11 protein-coding genes are annotated in these 16,301 nt (G+C 60.8%); 7 read left to right on the forward strand and 4 right to left on the reverse strand.

The window, feature by feature from the left end; genetic code table 11:
- Positions 1 to 60: 60 nt before the first annotated feature.
- The 4 genes from P0111_03615 to P0111_03630 all read left to right on the forward strand — a co-directional run bounded on the left by P0111_03615 (position 61) and on the right by P0111_03630 (position 5,476).
- Positions 61 to 1,500, forward strand: coding sequence for a sodium:solute symporter family protein (locus P0111_03615; GenBank protein MDF0643094.1), 1,440 nt, complete (start codon positions 61 to 63; stop codon positions 1,498 to 1,500).
- Between the two features lie 21 nt (positions 1,501 to 1,521).
- Positions 1,522 to 3,834: a PBP1A family penicillin-binding protein gene (locus tag P0111_03620; protein MDF0643095.1), complete on the forward strand. Its 2,313-nt coding sequence runs from the start codon at positions 1,522 to 1,524 to the stop codon at positions 3,832 to 3,834.
- Positions 3,835 to 3,924: 90 nt separating this feature from the next.
- Positions 3,925 to 4,368, forward strand: a complete 444-nt coding sequence (locus tag P0111_03625; protein MDF0643096.1) for a polymer-forming cytoskeletal protein — start codon at positions 3,925 to 3,927, stop codon at positions 4,366 to 4,368.
- A 34-nt stretch (positions 4,369 to 4,402) separates the two neighbouring features.
- On the forward strand, positions 4,403 to 5,476 hold the full coding sequence (locus P0111_03630; GenBank protein MDF0643097.1) for an AI-2E family transporter: 1,074 nt from the start codon (positions 4,403 to 4,405) through the stop codon (positions 5,474 to 5,476).
- Positions 5,477 to 5,818: 342 nt separating this feature from the next.
- Here the strand turns inward: P0111_03630 and P0111_03635 are convergent, their stop codons facing one another.
- The 4 genes from P0111_03635 to P0111_03650 form a co-directional block, all read right to left on the reverse strand.
- A complete protein-coding gene (locus P0111_03635) occupies positions 5,819 to 6,412 on the reverse strand; it encodes a DUF3365 domain-containing protein (protein ID MDF0643098.1) in 594 nt (197 codons plus the stop codon).
- On the reverse strand, positions 6,364 to 8,889 hold the full coding sequence (locus P0111_03640) for an ATP-binding protein (protein MDF0643099.1): 2,526 nt from the start codon (positions 8,887 to 8,889) through the stop codon (positions 6,364 to 6,366). Before P0111_03640 ends, P0111_03635 begins: the two co-directional genes overlap by 49 nt.
- Positions 8,886 to 9,953, reverse strand: a complete 1,068-nt coding sequence (locus P0111_03645) for an ATP-binding protein (GenBank protein MDF0643100.1) — start codon at positions 9,951 to 9,953, stop codon at positions 8,886 to 8,888. Before P0111_03645 ends, P0111_03640 begins: the two co-directional genes overlap by 4 nt.
- A 74-nt stretch (positions 9,954 to 10,027) precedes the next feature.
- A complete protein-coding gene (locus tag P0111_03650) occupies positions 10,028 to 10,465 on the reverse strand; it encodes a response regulator (protein MDF0643101.1) in 438 nt (145 codons plus the stop codon).
- A gap of 813 nt (positions 10,466 to 11,278) precedes the next feature.
- Between P0111_03650 and P0111_03655 the strand changes: the two genes are divergently transcribed.
- The 3 genes from P0111_03655 to P0111_03665 all read left to right on the forward strand — a co-directional run bounded on the left by P0111_03655 (position 11,279) and on the right by P0111_03665 (position 16,097).
- Positions 11,279 to 11,518 (forward strand): BolA family transcriptional regulator, encoded by a 240-nt coding sequence (locus tag P0111_03655; protein ID MDF0643102.1) that lies wholly within the window; start codon positions 11,279 to 11,281, stop codon positions 11,516 to 11,518.
- A gap of 10 nt (positions 11,519 to 11,528) precedes the next feature.
- Positions 11,529 to 11,852 (forward strand): glutaredoxin domain-containing protein, encoded by a 324-nt coding sequence (locus tag P0111_03660; GenBank protein ID MDF0643103.1) that lies wholly within the window; start codon positions 11,529 to 11,531, stop codon positions 11,850 to 11,852.
- A gap of 666 nt (positions 11,853 to 12,518) precedes the next feature.
- On the forward strand, positions 12,519 to 16,097 hold the full coding sequence (locus tag P0111_03665; protein ID MDF0643104.1) for a helicase-related protein: 3,579 nt from the start codon (positions 12,519 to 12,521) through the stop codon (positions 16,095 to 16,097).
- Positions 16,098 to 16,301 lie beyond the last annotated feature (204 nt).

The following is a 16,301-nucleotide window of genomic DNA, read 5'->3' on the forward strand; positions in this document are numbered from 1 at the left end:
TGCGCCGGGCTCGATGCAACGGTACACTGCGCCTCCAGCCTGGTGCGCAGGCAAGCCTGCATGATTCTTACCTTCGTTATTCTCTATCTGGCGGTCTCGGTCGGGGTCGGGCTCTATGCCGCCAGGCGCGTGCACGACGCCAAGGACTTCGCGGTCGCCGGTCGTTCGCTACCTCTTCCGATCGCGGCCGCGACCGTCTTTGCGACCTGGTTCGGCGCCGAGGCCCTCATGGGCATGTCGGCAACCTTCGTCAAAGAAGGGCTGCGCGGCGTCGTGGCCGATCCGTTCGGCTCGACACTCTGTCTGGTGCTTGCCGGGCTGTTTTTCGCGCCGCGCTTCTACCGGCTGAATCTGCTCACCGTCGGGGATTATTACCGGTTGCGCTACGACCGCCGGGTGGAAGTCCTCTGCACGCTCTGCATTGTGGCGTCGTACATCGGATGGGTGGCCGCGCAGTTCAAAGTGCTGGGGCTCGTTCTGAACGTGGTCACCGAAGGCGCGGTGAGCCAACAGGCGGGGATGGTCATCGGCGCGATGATCGTGCTGACCTATACTACCTTCGGCGGTATGTTCTCCGTGGCGATTCTCGACTTCGTGCAGCTCTCGGTGATCATCGGCGGACTGTTGTACATTGTATCGGTCGTCAGCGGCCTGGCCGGCGGGGCGGGCGCCGTCATCAGCCACGCGGCGCAGGCCGGCAAGCTGGAGTTCTTCCCTCCGGCGTCGCTCGACGCCTGGATCCCGTTCGTCGGCGCCGGCGTGACGATGATGTTGGGCTCTATCCCGCAGCAGGACGTGTTTCAGCGGATTACGTCGGCTAAGGACGAGCGGACGGCGGTCCGAGGGTCGTTGGCCGGCGCGGCGCTCTATTTCTCGTTCTGTTTCGTTCCGATGTTCTTGGCCTACGCGGCGCTGCTCGTGGATCCGGACAAGTTTGGGACGCTGCTCCGGCAGGATTCTCAATTGGTGCTGCCGACGCTGATCGTCGAACACACGCCGGCCCTGGCGCAGATTCTATTCTTCGGCGCCGTTCTGTCTGCCGTGATGAGCTGTGCGAGCGCCACGCTGCTCGCTCCCTCGGTCGCATTGAGTGAAAACGTCATCAAGGGGCTGATGCCGGCGTTGGATGAACGAGGCTTTCTCAGGATGATGCGGATTGTGTTGGTGGGATTCGCCGCCGTCGTGCTGGCGATCGCCTTCAGGTCGGACGCCAGCATCTATCAGTTGGTGGTCAACACCTACAAAGTCACGCTGGTGGCGGCGTTCGTTCCGCTGGCGGCAGGTCTCTATTGGCGCGACGCCACGGTCACGGGCGCTCTGTGGGCGATCGGCTTGGGTCTCTTGACCTGGATCGCGGGGGAAGTGCTCAGCCCCGAGCAGCCGGTCTGGCCGCCGCAGCTCCTGGGGCTGCTGATGGCCGGAGTCGGCATGCTCGTCGGCTCCAAGGCGCATCTGCTCTCCGGCCGGTCGAATGCGGCTCGCGAGGTCCCATCCGACTAAAATCCCGTCGTGGTAACCGCCATGCGTGCATGGATGCGGACAGTCGGGCGTTCCCCTTGGCTCATCCGAGGCACTGTGGCCGCGGCAGGCGGAGCCCTGCTCCTGCTGCTCGCGGTGGGCGCCTACGGAGCCTACCTCGCGACGTTCCTCGAATTGCCGAAACGCGAGGACCATCCGCCGTTGCGGCTCTATGCTGCGCCGTTCCAGTTGAAATCCGACCTGACGATCAAAGAGTCGCGGTTGCTCGAGCGGCTGCAGCGGCTCGGCTACCAGGCCGTGACCGGCGAAGTCGCGACTCCGGGAGACTATCGCCTGAGCGCCGAGGCGTTGACGATCTATCTGCGCGCGCAGCCCGAGAGTCTCCTGAAAGCCCGCCTGATCCACCTGACGTTGGATCGGGGAACGATCGTGGAAGTTCTGTCGATGCCGGATCGGACTCCCGTGTTCCCCGTCTATCTGGAGCCCGAGTTGATCAGCGGGTTGCGGGGCGGGTCCAGACAGGTGCGCGAATGGGTCCCTCTTGCGGATATGCCGCCGTTCATCGTGGACGCGGTGCTGTCCGTCGAGGATCGCCGCTTCTTCTCGCATGTCGGCATTGATCCGGTCGCGATCGGCCGGGCCGTCTGGCGGAACCTGACGAGCGGCCTGGTCGTGCAGGGCGGCAGCACCATCACCCAGCAGCTCGCGAAGAATCTCTTCTATTCGCCCCAGCGGACATTCGTCCGGAAGCTGAAAGAGGCGCTGGCCGCCGTCGTGCTGGAAGTGAAGTATCGCAAGCAAGACATTCTGGAGAGTTACCTCAACGAAATTTACCTGGGCCAGGCGGGCTTCGTCTCGATCTACGGGATCAGCGAGGCGGCGCATCGCTATTTCGGGAAATCGCTGTCGCAACTCACCGTCGCGGAGACGGCGCTGGTCGCCGGTTTGATCAAGGGCCCCAACACCTATGCGCCGACGAAGCATCCGGAGGCGGCCGTCGAACGCCGGGACGTGGTGCTTCGCATGCTGCGGGAACGGGGGCGGCTCACGGAAGCAGCATGGAAGACGTCCGTGAACGAGCCGCTTCGTGTCGTGCCGCCCGACGATGTGTTGGCGGACGCGCCCTACTTCGTGGATGCCGCGTTGCGGCACGTGGAAGAGACGGTCGGGACGCCGCTGCCGGAAGGACTGCGGATCGACAGCACGCTCGATCCGATTCTCCAGCAGGTCTCGACCGACGCGGTGGAACAGGGGTTGAAGCAGCTGGAGCGGACCGTGCCGGCGCTTGCCGCAGCGGGCCAGCCGGTTCAAGCCTCGGTCATCATCCTGGAGCAGACGACCGGTTCCATCCTGGCCCTCGTGGGAGGACGGGATTATCGGCTCAGCCAGTTCAACCGGGCCGTCCAGGCCCGCCGGCAAGCCGGGTCACTCTTCAAGCCGTTCGTCTATCTGGCCGCCTTCGAAGCGTCTCGGGAAGGGAAAGGGCCGAACCTGACGGCTGCCAGTCTACTGGCGGATGAACCGGTCACGTTCGAGTCCGAGACCGGAGCCTGGTCGCCCAGGAACTATGACCGCCAGTTCCGCGGCCGCGTGACCGTGCGCAGCGCCTTGGAGCAGTCGCTCAACGTGCCTGCGGTCCGGGTTGCTCAAGCGGTGGGCACCCGAGCTGTGACGGATCTGCTCAAGCAGCTTGGGGTAACGAGCCCCTTGGCCGAGGACCTCTCGATCGCGCTGGGGAGTTCGTCCGTCTCGCTGCTGGAGATCACCGGTGCGTACGGCTCGGTTGCGAACGGGGGGATTCGGGTTCGTCCGACCGTGGTCCGGTCGATCGCCGATAGCGAGGGCGCGTTTCTCTGGACCGCCACGCCCGATCGCAAGCAGGCCGTATCGGCCCAGGCGGCCTACGTGGTGACGTCGCTCCTGGACGGCGTCATTCAGCGGGGTACCGCGACCAAAGCCAAATCGCTCGGTTTCGCCGGTGCGATGGCAGGGAAAACGGGAACGACCGATGGCTATCGTGATGCTTGGTTCGTCGGCTATACGGCCGACCTCACGATCGGCGTGTGGGTGGGATTCGACGATGAGCAGCCGCTTCGTCTCACCGGGAGCCAGGCGGCGCTTCCGATCTGGATAGACATCGCGAGGCGCGTCGTGCCGGAAGGCGCCCCGCGGTTTCAGATTCCAACGGGCATCGTGACGCGCCGCGTCGATCCGAGGACCGGGCAGCTCGCAACCTCTCAATGTCCGGAGCAGGTGGCGGAGGTCTTTATCGACGGCACTGAGCCGAGCGTCTATTGCGAGGTTCATGGCGGAGGGATGTGGGAGCGATTGCGGCGCTCGTTCGGCCTCTCGTAGACGGTGTCGGCGGTCGGGGTTTCGATTATCTGCTAGGCCATTCAGGACGGATGGTGTAATCTGGCGTGACATTGCGTGAGGAGGGTCGTGATGAAGAAAAATGGATTCTCCGGCGACGACAACATCACCCTCCTGGCAAGGGGGGTCCAGTTGAGAGGCGAGATTCGCGTCGAGGGCACGGTCCGGATCGACGGGCGCCTCGAAGGAGACATTCACACCAGCGGGCAGGTGATCATCGGCGAGGAGGGACTCGTGCAAGGGACCATCGATGCGGGCGTGGTGGTCAGCAGTGGTCGCATCAAGGCCGTCGTCACGGCCAGCGAACGGGTGCAGCTGCTCAAGACCGCCGTCTTGATCGGCGAAATCCATGCTCCGGTCTTGATGATGGAGGAAGGCGCGAAACTGCAAGGCGCCGCAGACATGGGAGTCACGTCGTGGCCGGACGAAGTGCCCAAGCTCCCCGGTACCGTACACGAGATCTCCACCCATCGAACCAAACACGTCGTCGTCCTTGACAAGGAGTCGAACGCCTAGCGATAGTGGACTGGTCAACGGGGTCCAGGCACGCATGACCAGACCGCAGCCGTTTACGGTTGTCTTTTTCGGGCTTCTTCTCTTTCTTCTCTATCAAATCGGACTCATCCTCCAGCCGTTCGTGTTTCCGGCTCTCTGGGCGGCGCTCCTCGTGCACGCGACCTATCCGCTCCATGAACGGTTGACCAGGCTTTGCGGCGGACGGGATACGCTCTCCGCCTCGATGTTGACGATCGGGGTTCTGGCTGTCGTCGTCGTGCCGTTGATCATCGTCGGCATCCTGCTCGTTCGTGAGACCAGGGACGCGGAAAAGGCGATCCGCTCCTGGATTGCCGAAGGGGGGCTGGATCGCCTGCCCGAGCAGGTCGCGGCCGTGCCGATGATCGGTGAATGGCTCCGCACCCTCGTCACCGGGCAAAATCTCCAGGAAATCTCGGTGGAACAGTCGGTCATCACCGGCGCCAAATTTCTCAGCCAGTTCTTCGTCGATCAAATGGGCGGCCTGTTGAAGAACACGTTGCTGCTCGTCTCGGATTTTTTCATCATGCTGCTGGTGCTGTTTTTCCTCTATAAAGAGGGCAGGGAATGGACCGAGGTGCTCTACGAACTGATTCCCATGGACGGCTCGCACAAGCGCAAGATTCTGACCCGCCTCGATCAGGCGGTTCGGGCCGTGGTCAAGGGCATGCTCGTTACGGCGACGGTGCAGGGTCTTCTGGCCGGCCTGGCATACCTGCTGCTCGGCGTGCCGTTTCCCGTCGTGCTCACCGCGCTGACGATCATTCTCGCGCCGATCCCGTTTGGAGGCACCGCGCTCGTCTGGGGGCCGGTCGTGGCGTATCTCTTCTGGACCGGGGTGATCTGGAAGGCGGTTGTGATGTTGGCATGGGGGGTGGGTGTCGTCTCAATGGTGGATCAGTTCCTTCGCCCCTGGCTGATCGGCAAAGAGGTGCAGATCCCCGTCCTGTTTCTCGTCTTCAGCGTGCTCGGCGGTCTGGCGCTGTACGGCCTGATCGGTCTCTTCATCGGACCGGTTCTGGTCAGTCTCTTCATCACCGCGCTGCAGATTTATCGCGAAGAGTACCACCAGACCGTGTCCGCCCCCTAGTCGTGTCCCGTCGCTGATCGCAGATTGCACCCCTTCTTTGCTCCGTCCGGACACACCCTGCTCGGTGGTGCGCCACGACCGGGCCTCAAACGGAGCCAGGTGCTACTCCTGGTCCTGATCCGAAGATCATTCGGCCATGAAACTACTTGAGGTGTTGCACGCGGGTCCTGCCGCCGCCCAGCCGTGCTCACTGCGAAGGGGCTCGGCCAAAGATCGTCGGCTGGACCTCAAAGTCTGTGGCGCACGTCTGGGCCTTCGCGTTCCGCGCGGCTCGGGCGCCCAGGACGGCGTCACCCGCGAGCGGTCCCTTTCTATCGAGATATACAGATTTTCGGAGCAGGGCTATTCCAACGGAATCGTGATGGCGATGCCCCCCATGATGTCGTTGAGCTTGAAGTCTCGCTTGGGACTGAGCGGGTGGCTGTTGTGACAGCTCACGCAGGCGGCGGACACGGCTCGGTCCGGATAGATGGCCTGGAAATACTGCTTCCGCCCGCTCGCCACGATGCCGGTCACGGGCGCGTCGGAGGACCTGTTCAGGGATTCCAAAGCCTTGCGCTCGAAGTCCGTTGCGGGGGCGTTGCGCTGGTAGATGGGGGACAGCCCGATCAGTCGGTAGCGGATGCCTTGGCCACTCTCGGCGACCAGTCTTCCGGAATGTTGGAGAAATTGCGCCGGGAGCGGCAAGGCGTTGTCCTGTTCCCAATGTTCCGCCGCGTTGACCACGCCCTTCTCCTGCATGCGATTGACGACCTGTTTCGTGTAAATCGTGCGGTCTGCCTGCAGCACGGCATGGACATAGCCGGCCACCTTTTCAGGCGGGATGCCGGCCGGCTGCGGCGCCTCTTTGGCCGAAAATGCCGTGGATCCGCTCCAACTGCAGAGAATTAGGAATGCGACGGTTGCGGCGGAATGCGGGAGTCGGAGACGGTACATGGAGCCTCCTTTGACGAGGGGGACCGGGGCGCCGCCGGAAGGGTGATGATGCAAGAGGTACCTTGCCCTTCCACGCTTTCCAACCGAATATCACCGCCGAACTTCCTGATGATTCGGCGTGCGACGGTGAGACCGAGACCCGACCCTTCTCCCTGTCCCTTCGTCGTGAAGAATGGATCGAAGATTCTTGAGAGGTGCTGTTTGGGGATCCCCGGCCCTGAGTCGGCAATCGTGGCAACGACGGATTGATCCACCAGCGCGGTCGCGAGACGCAAGGTTCCCCGCCCCTTCATCGCCTGGACGGCGTTCGCCATGACGTTGTTCAACGCCTGCCTGAGCTGATCGGGCGACACGACGACCGGGGTTTCACCCACGTAATCCCGCTCGATCTTCAGGGCGGACACATCTAGGGTCAGAGTGAGCGTGGCCAAGGTTCGATCGATTTCCCGCTCAAGGGTCACGGATTGCCGCTGGTCGGAGGACTCGCGCGTGGTCACGCCGGTGAAGTCCCGGATGATGGACGCCATGCGTCTGCCGTGTTGCACGATGTCCTGGGCGTATGATTTCACGCGTCCAAGATCGCCTTCTTCCTGGATCGCTTCTCCCAGACCGAGGATGCCGAACAGCGGGTTGTTGAGTTCGTGGCCGATGCCGGCCGTGAGGAGGCCGAGGCTGCCGGATTTCTCCGCCTGAATGAGATTGTCCTGCATGCGGCTCTCGTCTGTGGTGTCGCGCAGCACGAGTCCGACGCGATCGGATTCTCCGGGTCGCCCGATGACGCGGAACCATTGATACTGATAGAGGCGGAGGCCGAGCCGGATCTCAGCCCGCCCATCGTCGGTTCCTGACCCGAGGAGGGGAGCTAAGGGGTCGCGCAGCGCCATTTTGGAGCCGGCGGCCGCTCCGGCGCCCGAGATGGACAGGGCGGAGACCCGCGCGGTCTGCTCCTCAAGCTCCTGCCGCAGACGCCCCTGCTGGGTCGACTCGACCGGGAGGATTTCGAAGAGCTTCGCCGCGGTCGCGCTGCCGTTGGAGAAATGAAAGGCCTCGCGACCGGTTCGATTGACATATTGCACCGCTTCCTGCTCGTCGATGATGATGATCGGCGTGGGAACGGCGTCCAGAATCTGATCGGTGGATTCCTGGAGGTATTGGACTTCCTGGGTCTTCAGGTTGACCTGATCGGTCAAACCGGCGAAGGCGGCTTCGAGTTGCCGGTTCATGCGATTGAACTCCTCGGCCAGGGCTTCAAGCTCATCGCCGGTCTTGATGTGGATGGATTGCCGCAACTCTCCGCGCCCGATGGATTGCGCGGCCTGCTGCAATTCCCGGATCGGCGTGACGATCCGGGTGGCCGCCAGATACCCAAGCGTCGCGAGCAGCGCGACCGCGATGGAGCCGAACACGGTCATCCAGGTCAGCAGGTGCCTGATGGGCCCGAACAATTCATCTGAGGACTGCCAGACGAACGTATTCCATGACCCGACGTCGATCGCGCCGTTGGTGAGCCGGCTGGTTTCGGGAAGCGGAGAAAATCCGATGATGGAGGAGGAACGGCCTCCATGGCCGTCGCTCGGCGCGCTGGTCCATCCAGGGTAGGGCCCCGTCACGAGCGGCACGATCCCGGCGTCGGACAGACTCACTCCGGTGGGTAGGATGGGGCAACTCATCACGATCCCGCGATGGTCGATGAGCATGACGTGCCCGGTCTTGCCGAATCGGATCGGATGGGTTGAAGGGGAGAAGAATTCCTTGGCGTCGATCACCCGGTGGAGGACGCCGACCACCTCATACCCCAGACTGTCCATAATCGGGAGAGAGATCGAAAAGGCGTAGGTGCCGGCCAGGTCGTCGTAGTAGACGTCTTCTATATAGAGTTGGCCGATCCCCTTCTTGTAGGTGCCCTTCCACCACGCCGATTCGCCGTTCGAAAAACGCGGCCTCTGTGTGAGGGCCGCCACAAGAGATCCTTGAATGTCCGTGAGGAACAGCATCTTGGTGGCGCCGCGGACGACTTGGGGAATCAATTGATCCGGCTCGCTTCTCGCCCCGGTGTAAAACTCGCGCAACAAAATGGCGATGGAATTCTCGGTCACGGCCTTGATGGCGGCCGGGTCTTTGGATTCCCATTTCGCCCGCTGCTCCTCCAGAAGCGGATCCGGCATCGACGACGTGCGAGCTTGGATGGTATCGCGGCGCCGTTCCAGCTCCCGGATCACCATCGGGTCCGAGGTGATCCGCGAATTTCTCGCGATCTCTTCACCCACCAGGAGGTCGAGTTTTCTGGCCGCTTCAGTAGCCAAGGCCTTGAAACTTTCTCCGCTGACCTCGTGGATTTCTTTGGACCCTTGCCAGAAGGCCATTCCGAGGCCGACGAGGAGAGGGACCACCCCCACCAGGAGCATCGAAACGATCAATTTGGTATGGAGTCTCCATCCGCGAGTCGACGGCGCCGGCCCGCTGCCTCGGGGGGTCACGATGCAACCTCGTCGGAGGGAGGAAAGGTGAGCGTGATCGTCGTGCCCTCATCTACAAGGCTCTGCACGTCGATCGTTGCGCGTAGGCCGTTGAGGATGGTCTTCACGTTATACAGGCCGAGTCCCGTGCCTTTCCCCGGCCCCTTCGTCGTAAAGAACGGCTCGAACACCCGTTTCAGCACCTCCGGCGACATGCCGCAGCCCGTGTCGGCAATGCCGGCGATGACCTGATCGCCGACTTTGCGCGTCGTTAAGGTCAACGTGCCGCCTCCCTGGTCCATGGCCTGGACGGCGTTCGTGATGAGGTTCACGAACGCATGCAACAGCTCATCCGGATTACCTCTTACACCGATCCCGGCCTCATACTGTTTGACCACGATGATGTCGTGAAAGCTGGCCGCATACCGGGCGATCTTAAGGGCCTCGTCCAGCCGTCCGTTGAGATTCACCATACAGTCGTCCCGGGACGACGACTTGCGTGCATAATGCATCAGATCCCGGCAGATCGCGCTGGTCCGTTTCACGGCCTCGACGATGTCTTTGGCCTGCTCGTGGATCGTCGTGAGATCGGTCTCGTCCGCCAGATTTTCCGCCAGTCCAAGGATCAACTGGAGCGGATTGTTGATGTCGTGGGCGATGCCGGCGGCGAAGGAGCCGATCCCTGCCAGCTTCTCTGCGTGAAACAGTTCGGCCTGGAGCTTGGCCTCATGGCGGACCAGTTCCCAGAGTACGCGCGAGGCGGTTCCGCTTAGGACGTCCGCGCCCGGCCGCCGATGGAGTTGGATCGTTCGCTCCATCTGGGGATCACCGGTAACGTCCACGATCAGATTGATGCCGTGATTGGCGATCAGTTCTTCGGCCCGGTCCGCGACAGGGATTCGAAGATCTCGGGCCCGTTGAAGTCCCGGGGCTTGGCGGTCGCAGTCGGTGATCCCGATGATCTCGATCGACGGAATCTGGTACAGCAAATCGAGGAGGGCGATTCCTCCGCGGCCGGCGCCGAGAATCACCACTTTGGTCGGCGCAATGGTCGCCACCACCGCGCTATCGGTCAAGTTTTGCACGGGGCGTTCCTCCCGGAGCGGAGGGGAGGGTCGCTGAGCGACCCTCCCCTTGGCAACATCGTTCGGCAGGCCATTTATAGATGGGCGAGCTCGCGCTGATCCATCGCTCGTGCGACTGCCTCACGAAGCTTCTCCCCCTCAACCGGCTTCACAAGATAGTCGACGACGCCTTGACGCAACATTGACGTGGCCATGTCCGTGTCCGGGAAACCGGTCAGGACGATGAGCGGCACACGCGGGTAGTTGGCGCGGAAGTAGGCGACCGCTTCGACCCCGTTGATCTTCGGCATCCGGATGTCGCAGATCACGACGTCAAGAAGCAGCCGATTTTCCCCGGTGTTGATGGTCTCGATCGCTTTCTCGCCGTTCTCGGCCTCGAGGACGTCGTACCCGGCCTTCTGCAGCGTCATGCGCACCACCTTCCGAATGTCGGCTTCATCATCGACGACGAGCACGCGTCCGTTGGTCTTTTGGTCCGGCATGAAGAATCCGGATGTAAACTCTCCTCCCATGATGCCCTCCTTGTAGATAATTGGTGATGCGTTCCTGTCGTCCACCTTGTCCTCCGCCGAGGTCTGAGCGATTCCTCACTTAGGGAGGTGAGCAACTGGTGTGCCATTGCAGAAATCGTACAGAATCGCTGATTCTTGCGGGCTTAGTCCGCAACCGGTTTCGGATAGCCTTTTGAGACTGGTTCATATCCACCGCCATGAGTTGATATCCACCACCACCCTTATTGTTCTCGTTCCGGTTGTGACTGCCGCGATCGACACAGGTCACCAGATCCGTCGCAGGAGCAACAAGGAACTCAGCAACACTCCGGCAGCGGTGAGTGTCATGATATGGCCCATACGAATACCTCCTCGAATCAATGAGGGTCCATGGCAAGCTCTCCCAAGATTCGTACCAATCGCATGGGGACCGGCATTACGCGAAATCCGCCGATTTTGCGAATGATTTGGATCCGGATTGCCCATCATGCAGAACGGTCTCACGGTCGTAGCGGATCAAAACCGATTCACGGTGAATCCGTTATGGACGCGAGCCGGCCGCACGGTCGATCCAACGGAGTTGCCGGTCGTGGGGCAGTTTGTCATCAGAAGCACTGAAGTTGTCATTCCCGCGAAAGCGGGAATCCAGTCAAGGCCTTCTCCTGAGCATTGAATCTTGGTCGAGGAGTGGATGCTCGCCGAAGCCTGCCCTCGACTGCGATCGGGGGTGGGCATGACGCAAGAGCAAACTGACTCAGTACCGGGCTGCCGGGGAAATTGCCTTTCTGGAAGCTGCTACGGTATTCTCTGCCTATATCAATTAAGGAGACTACGTTGATTACAGCCGAAATCTTGACCGACTACATTAAGCGAGCGATGCCGGACGCAGCCGTGACGATGATCGACCGCACCGGCACTCTGGATCACTTGAAGGTGGTGGTGGTGTCAGAGGCCTTTCGGGACAAGAATCTGCTCGATCGGCACCGCCTGATTTATCAAGCGCTTGATGCTCCAATGAAGGACGGACGCATTCATGCACTGGAGCTGACGGCCCGCACGAAGGATGAAGCATAAGGAGGCAGCCATGGGGGACCCGATCCAGGACGAGATCCAAAAGGAAATCGCGGCGAACAAGATACTGATCTACGGCAAGGGAACGAAGACCATGCCGATGTGCGGGTTTACAAGGGAGACCATGCAGTTCTTCGACAAATACGGCTATCCCTACGAACTGATCGACGTGCTCTCACAGCCGGCCAAGCGCGAGGCCTTGACGAAAATGACCAACTGGCCCACCCTGCCCAAGGTCTTCATCGACGGGCAATTTTACGGCGACACGGACATCCTCGATCCGATGGCCGCCAAGGGCGAGATGGAGCCGCTGCTGAAGAAGGCGTTCGGGCGGTAAGCAGCCCAGGCGGAATCTCCGCCGCCCACCTGAGAGGCCACCCAACTAGGTCTCGCTTGCTGAATCCTGCAAACTCGCCAGCGGCTGGCTCAAACAGTGCAGTCTTCGCGCTTGCTATGGAAGAGCAAGCGCCTCTCGCTTCGCCGAGTTGTGTCCCGGCCTCTCCAGCAAGGCGGCGGACGATTCCGCCCGGCTGCTCGCCCGGTAGATTTCAGCAGCGGGGAGAGGGGAGGATGAGAAGACAAGAGCAGCGTCGTCACGATCCTCGCCGCTCTCCACCTCCGCGCGTACCCAGCTAAACCTCGTCCGTTCGTGGCCTGTAAACTCGTCGAAACGACTCGAACAGTACAGGCCACGCCGTTGCGACGCGAAGAGCAACGGTGCGAGCTGCGGCGAGTTGTGTCCCGCCCTTGCCGGTAATGGCGCCGGGTCCGTCCGACTGCTGTTCTGTTGGTGGTGAAGACGGACCTCGCCCGGTTTCCCGGCCGGCACATCAGCACGGCTTGCCCGCAACCTCGCCGGGACGATTCACCGCTGCTTCCATATAAGAGGAGCGCTGCAGCAAGTCTCGCTCGCTCCGGTGATGTTGGAGATAGGCCCACCGTAAGGGATGATTGCATTCTTTGGGAAAGGTAGGTAAAGCCTCTGCACAATTCATAGAAGCCCATGAAGCTCGAAGACCTCCAGCCCAACGCCGCCGTCCGCGGTATCCTTCCTGACGCCCTCGTGACAGTCGTCAGCGTGCAATGGTTCGGTTCGGAAGCCATCGAGCTGACCTACAAAGACCTTGGTGGGCGAGTCGCCAACCAGTTGCTCTACCGCCATGACGAACCCCGCCTCGAAGTTGTCGAAGCCGGGCGGCCATGGAGTTTTGATGGCGATGGGGCCCTCTTCAGGCTCGTCTCCGAAGCGCATCGTATTCGACTCGCTCATCTCTTTGATCCGGTCCTGGCTGTGCACACTTCGCTCCTGGAGCCGCTCCCGCACCAGATCACAGCCGTGTATGACGCGATGCTTCCCCGGCAACCACTGCGGTTCCTATTAGCCGACGATCCCGGCGCCGGCAAAACTATCATGGCCGGTCTGCTGATGAAGGAGCTGATCGCGCGCGGTGACCTTCAACGCTGTCTTGTGGTCTGTCCCGGCAGTCTCGCCGAGCAATGGCAGGATGAGCTCTACCGGCGGTTCCAGCTTCCCTTCGAGATTCTGACAAACGATAAGCTGCAGGCTGCCCGAACCGGCAACTGGTTTTTGGAAACAAACCTCGTGATCGCTCGTCTCGATAAGCTCTCCCGCAACGAGGATGTACAGCACAAACTCCAAGCCCCCGATTGTCGCTGGGATCTCATCGTCTGCGATGAAGCGCACAAACTCTCCGCCACCTATTTCGGCGGTGAGATCACGTACACCAAACGGTATCGGTTGGCGCAACTTCTGTCCACGCTGACGCGGCATTTTCTCTTGATGACGGCCACGCCGCATAATGGGAAGGAAGAAGATTTCCAGCTCTTCATGGCGCTGCTCGACGGCGATCGCTTTGAAGGGCGTTTCCGTGACGGGGTCCACCAGGTGGATGTGTCGGACCTCATGCGCCGCATGGTGAAGGAGAGTCTTCTCAAATTCGACGCGACACCGCTCTTCCCAGAACGAATGGCCTACACTGTCCCCTATAAGCTGTCACCGGCCGAAACTCAACTCTACAAAGCGGTCACTGACTATGTCCGCGACGAATTTAATCGGGCAGAAGCGCTGCAGAACGATAAACGAGCCGGGACGGTCGGCTTCGCCCTCACGATTTTGCAACGCCGCCTGGCCTCCTCTCCAGAGGCCATCTATCAATCGCTGAGGCGCCGGCGTGAACGGCTTGAGAGTCGGCTGCGAGAGCTTGAATTGCTGCAGCGTGGGGCACAATCTGCCACGGCCATTGCCCCCGTCGGACCTGTGCTTGACAAGGAGGACGTGCAAGATCTGGAAGATGCGCCTGATAATGAGATGGAAGACGCCGAGGAGCAGATTCTCGATCAGGCGACGGCCGCACGAACCATCGCAGAGCTCAAGGCAGAAATTACCACGCTCAAGAACTTAGAGGAACTCGCCCTGTCGGTTCGCAGAAGCGGTGCGGACACGAAATGGCGCGAGCTGGCGAGCCTGTTCGGCGAGATATTTACCCCTGCTGCCCTTGCCGAGCATGTGGCAGAAGCATCTCCCCCATATGGGAAGGGTGGGATCCCCCAGCCGGCTGCATCGGCCCGCCAAAAGTTAGTCATCTTTACTGAACACCGCGACACACTCAACTACCTGCACAATCGTATTGAGACGCTGCTCGGACGGAAGCAAGCCCTCGTGATCATCCATGGTGGAATGGGCCGTGAGGATCGGATGAAGGCTCAGGAATCATTCAAACACGATCCCGAAGTCCAGGTGTTGCTGGCTACGGATGCGGCCGGAGAGGGTATCAATCTGCAACGGGCCCATCTCATGGTGAATTACGACCTTCCGTGGAATCCCAATCGGATTGAACAGCGATTCGGGCGCATCCACCGTATCGGCCAAACGGAAGTCTGCCACCTCTGGAACCTCGTCGCAGAAGAAACGAGAGAAGGTGATGTCTATCGCAGGCTATTAGAGAAGTTAGAGGAAGCGAGGACCGCGCTGGGCGGTCAGGTCTTCGATGTGCTCGGCAAATTGCAGTTTGATGGCAAACCCCTCCGCGATCTGCTTATCGAAGCCATTCGATATGGGGAGCGTCCTGATGTTCAAGCTCGTCTCTCCCGTGTCGTGGCCGATGCGTTTGATCGGACAAAGCTCCAAGACTTGCTTGAAGAACGGGCGCTCGCACACGATGCCATGGACGCAAGCCGGGTCTATCGCATTCGAGAGGACATGGAGCGGGCTGAGGCGAGGCGTCTCCAGCCCCACTACATCGAGTCCTTTTTCCTCGAAGCCTTTCAACGGCTCGGCGGGTCACCCAAGCAGCGAGAGCCGCGGCGTTACGAAATCACCCATGTGCCGGCACCCGTCCGGAATCGAGATCGTCTCATTGGCGTTGGCGAACCCATCCTCCCGCGTTACGAGCGCATCGCGTTCGAGAAATCGCTGGTGGCCACTCAGGGTCAGGCACTGGCCGCGTTTGTCTGTCCGGGGCATCCGCTACTGGATGCAACCATTGATCTCACGCTTGAGCGGAATCGGGATCTGCTCAAACGAGGGACCGTCCTCGTTGATGAACGAGATATGGGAACGACGCCGCGCGTGCTGTTCTACTTGGAACATGCCATCCAAGATGCCGGACTCACCCGATCGGGTGAACGACGAGTGGTCTCGAAACGTCTGCTGTACGTCGAGATCGATGAATCTGGAACTGCGCGCCATCTGCACTATGCTCCCTATCTCGACTATCGGCCGCTCAGGGCCGATGAGCCGACCATCGAAGCAATCCTGGCTCGACCAGAGTGCGTATGGATGACACGGGAATTGGAGCATCAGGCGCAAGCCCATGCCGTTGCCCGCGTAGTGCCTGAACATCTCGAAGAGGTGCGCGCGCGAAAACTCGACCTCATCACCAAGACGGAAGCGGCTGTGAAGGAAAGGCTGACAAAAGAGATCAGTTATTGGGACCATCGAGCCGAGCAATTGAAACTCCAAGAGCAGGCAGGCAAGGCCAACGCGCGACTCAATTCAGGCGAGGCACGGAAGCGTGCTGATGCATTGCAAGCCCGGCTTGAAAAGCGATTGGAGGAGCTGAAGCAAGAACGTCAGCTCTCACCCTTGCCGCCCGTCATCATTGGTGGCTTAATGGTCGTCCCTCTGGGACTTCTGGCCGCAATTCATGGTCGGACGACAGCGGCAACGGCATCGTCTCCAGATACCCAAGCCTCTGCGGCCCGTGCCCGCGCCGTTGTGATGGAAGTGGAACGGACCCTCGGCTTCGATCCAACGGATCGCGAGAACGACAAGCTCGGCTATGACATCGAAAGCCGAGTCCCAGGGACAGGAAAGCTGCGCTTCATTGAAGTCAAAGGCAGAGTCACCGGAGCGGATACGATCACCATCACCAAGAACGAGATCTTGTACTCGTTGAATAAACCCGACGATTTCATTCTCGCGATCGTTGAGTTTTTGGATAACGATTCGCACCGCGTCCACTATGTGCGCCGGCCATTTCAGCGCGAACCGGACTTTGGCGTGACCAGCGTGAACTACGAAATGAACGAGCTGATTAAAAGGGCAGAGAAACCGCACTGAATGTCATGGTCACAACGGATTCAGAGGAATGCTTCGAAGGGGAGGTATCCCCAGCAGCAGCATGGAACGAGGAATCGACCCGCCGCGGATTGGACGAGCTCTTCAGCCTTACTCGCCAGTACAAGTCGAGCAAGGCGTTTGGTGAGCTGATACAGTTCGTCGCTCGATTTCGTTTCTATTCTCCGTTTAACGCAATGTTGGTCC

The organism is Nitrospira sp. (assembly GCA_029194535.1).
GTDB lineage: Bacteria > Nitrospirota > Nitrospiria > Nitrospirales > Nitrospiraceae > Nitrospira_C.

Excerpts from the sequence above, each read along its gene's own strand:
- P0111_03615 (MDF0643094.1), top strand. The coding sequence starts at position 61 with ATGATTCTTACCTTCGTTATTCTCTATCTGGCGGTCTCGGTCGGGGTC.
- P0111_03660 (MDF0643103.1), top strand. The coding sequence starts at position 11,529 with ATGGGGGACCCGATCCAGGACGAGATCCAAAAGGAAATCGCGGCGAAC.
- P0111_03650 (MDF0643101.1), bottom strand. The coding sequence starts at position 10,465 with ATGGGAGGAGAGTTTACATCCGGATTCTTCATGCCGGACCAAAAGACC.
- P0111_03625 (MDF0643096.1), top strand. The coding sequence starts at position 3,925 with ATGAAGAAAAATGGATTCTCCGGCGACGACAACATCACCCTCCTGGCA.
- P0111_03620 (MDF0643095.1), top strand. The coding sequence starts at position 1,522 with ATGCGTGCATGGATGCGGACAGTCGGGCGTTCCCCTTGGCTCATCCGA.
- P0111_03665 (MDF0643104.1), top strand. The coding sequence starts at position 12,519 with ATGAAGCTCGAAGACCTCCAGCCCAACGCCGCCGTCCGCGGTATCCTT.
- P0111_03635 (MDF0643098.1), bottom strand. The coding sequence starts at position 6,412 with ATGTACCGTCTCCGACTCCCGCATTCCGCCGCAACCGTCGCATTCCTA.
- P0111_03630 (MDF0643097.1), top strand. The coding sequence starts at position 4,403 with ATGACCAGACCGCAGCCGTTTACGGTTGTCTTTTTCGGGCTTCTTCTC.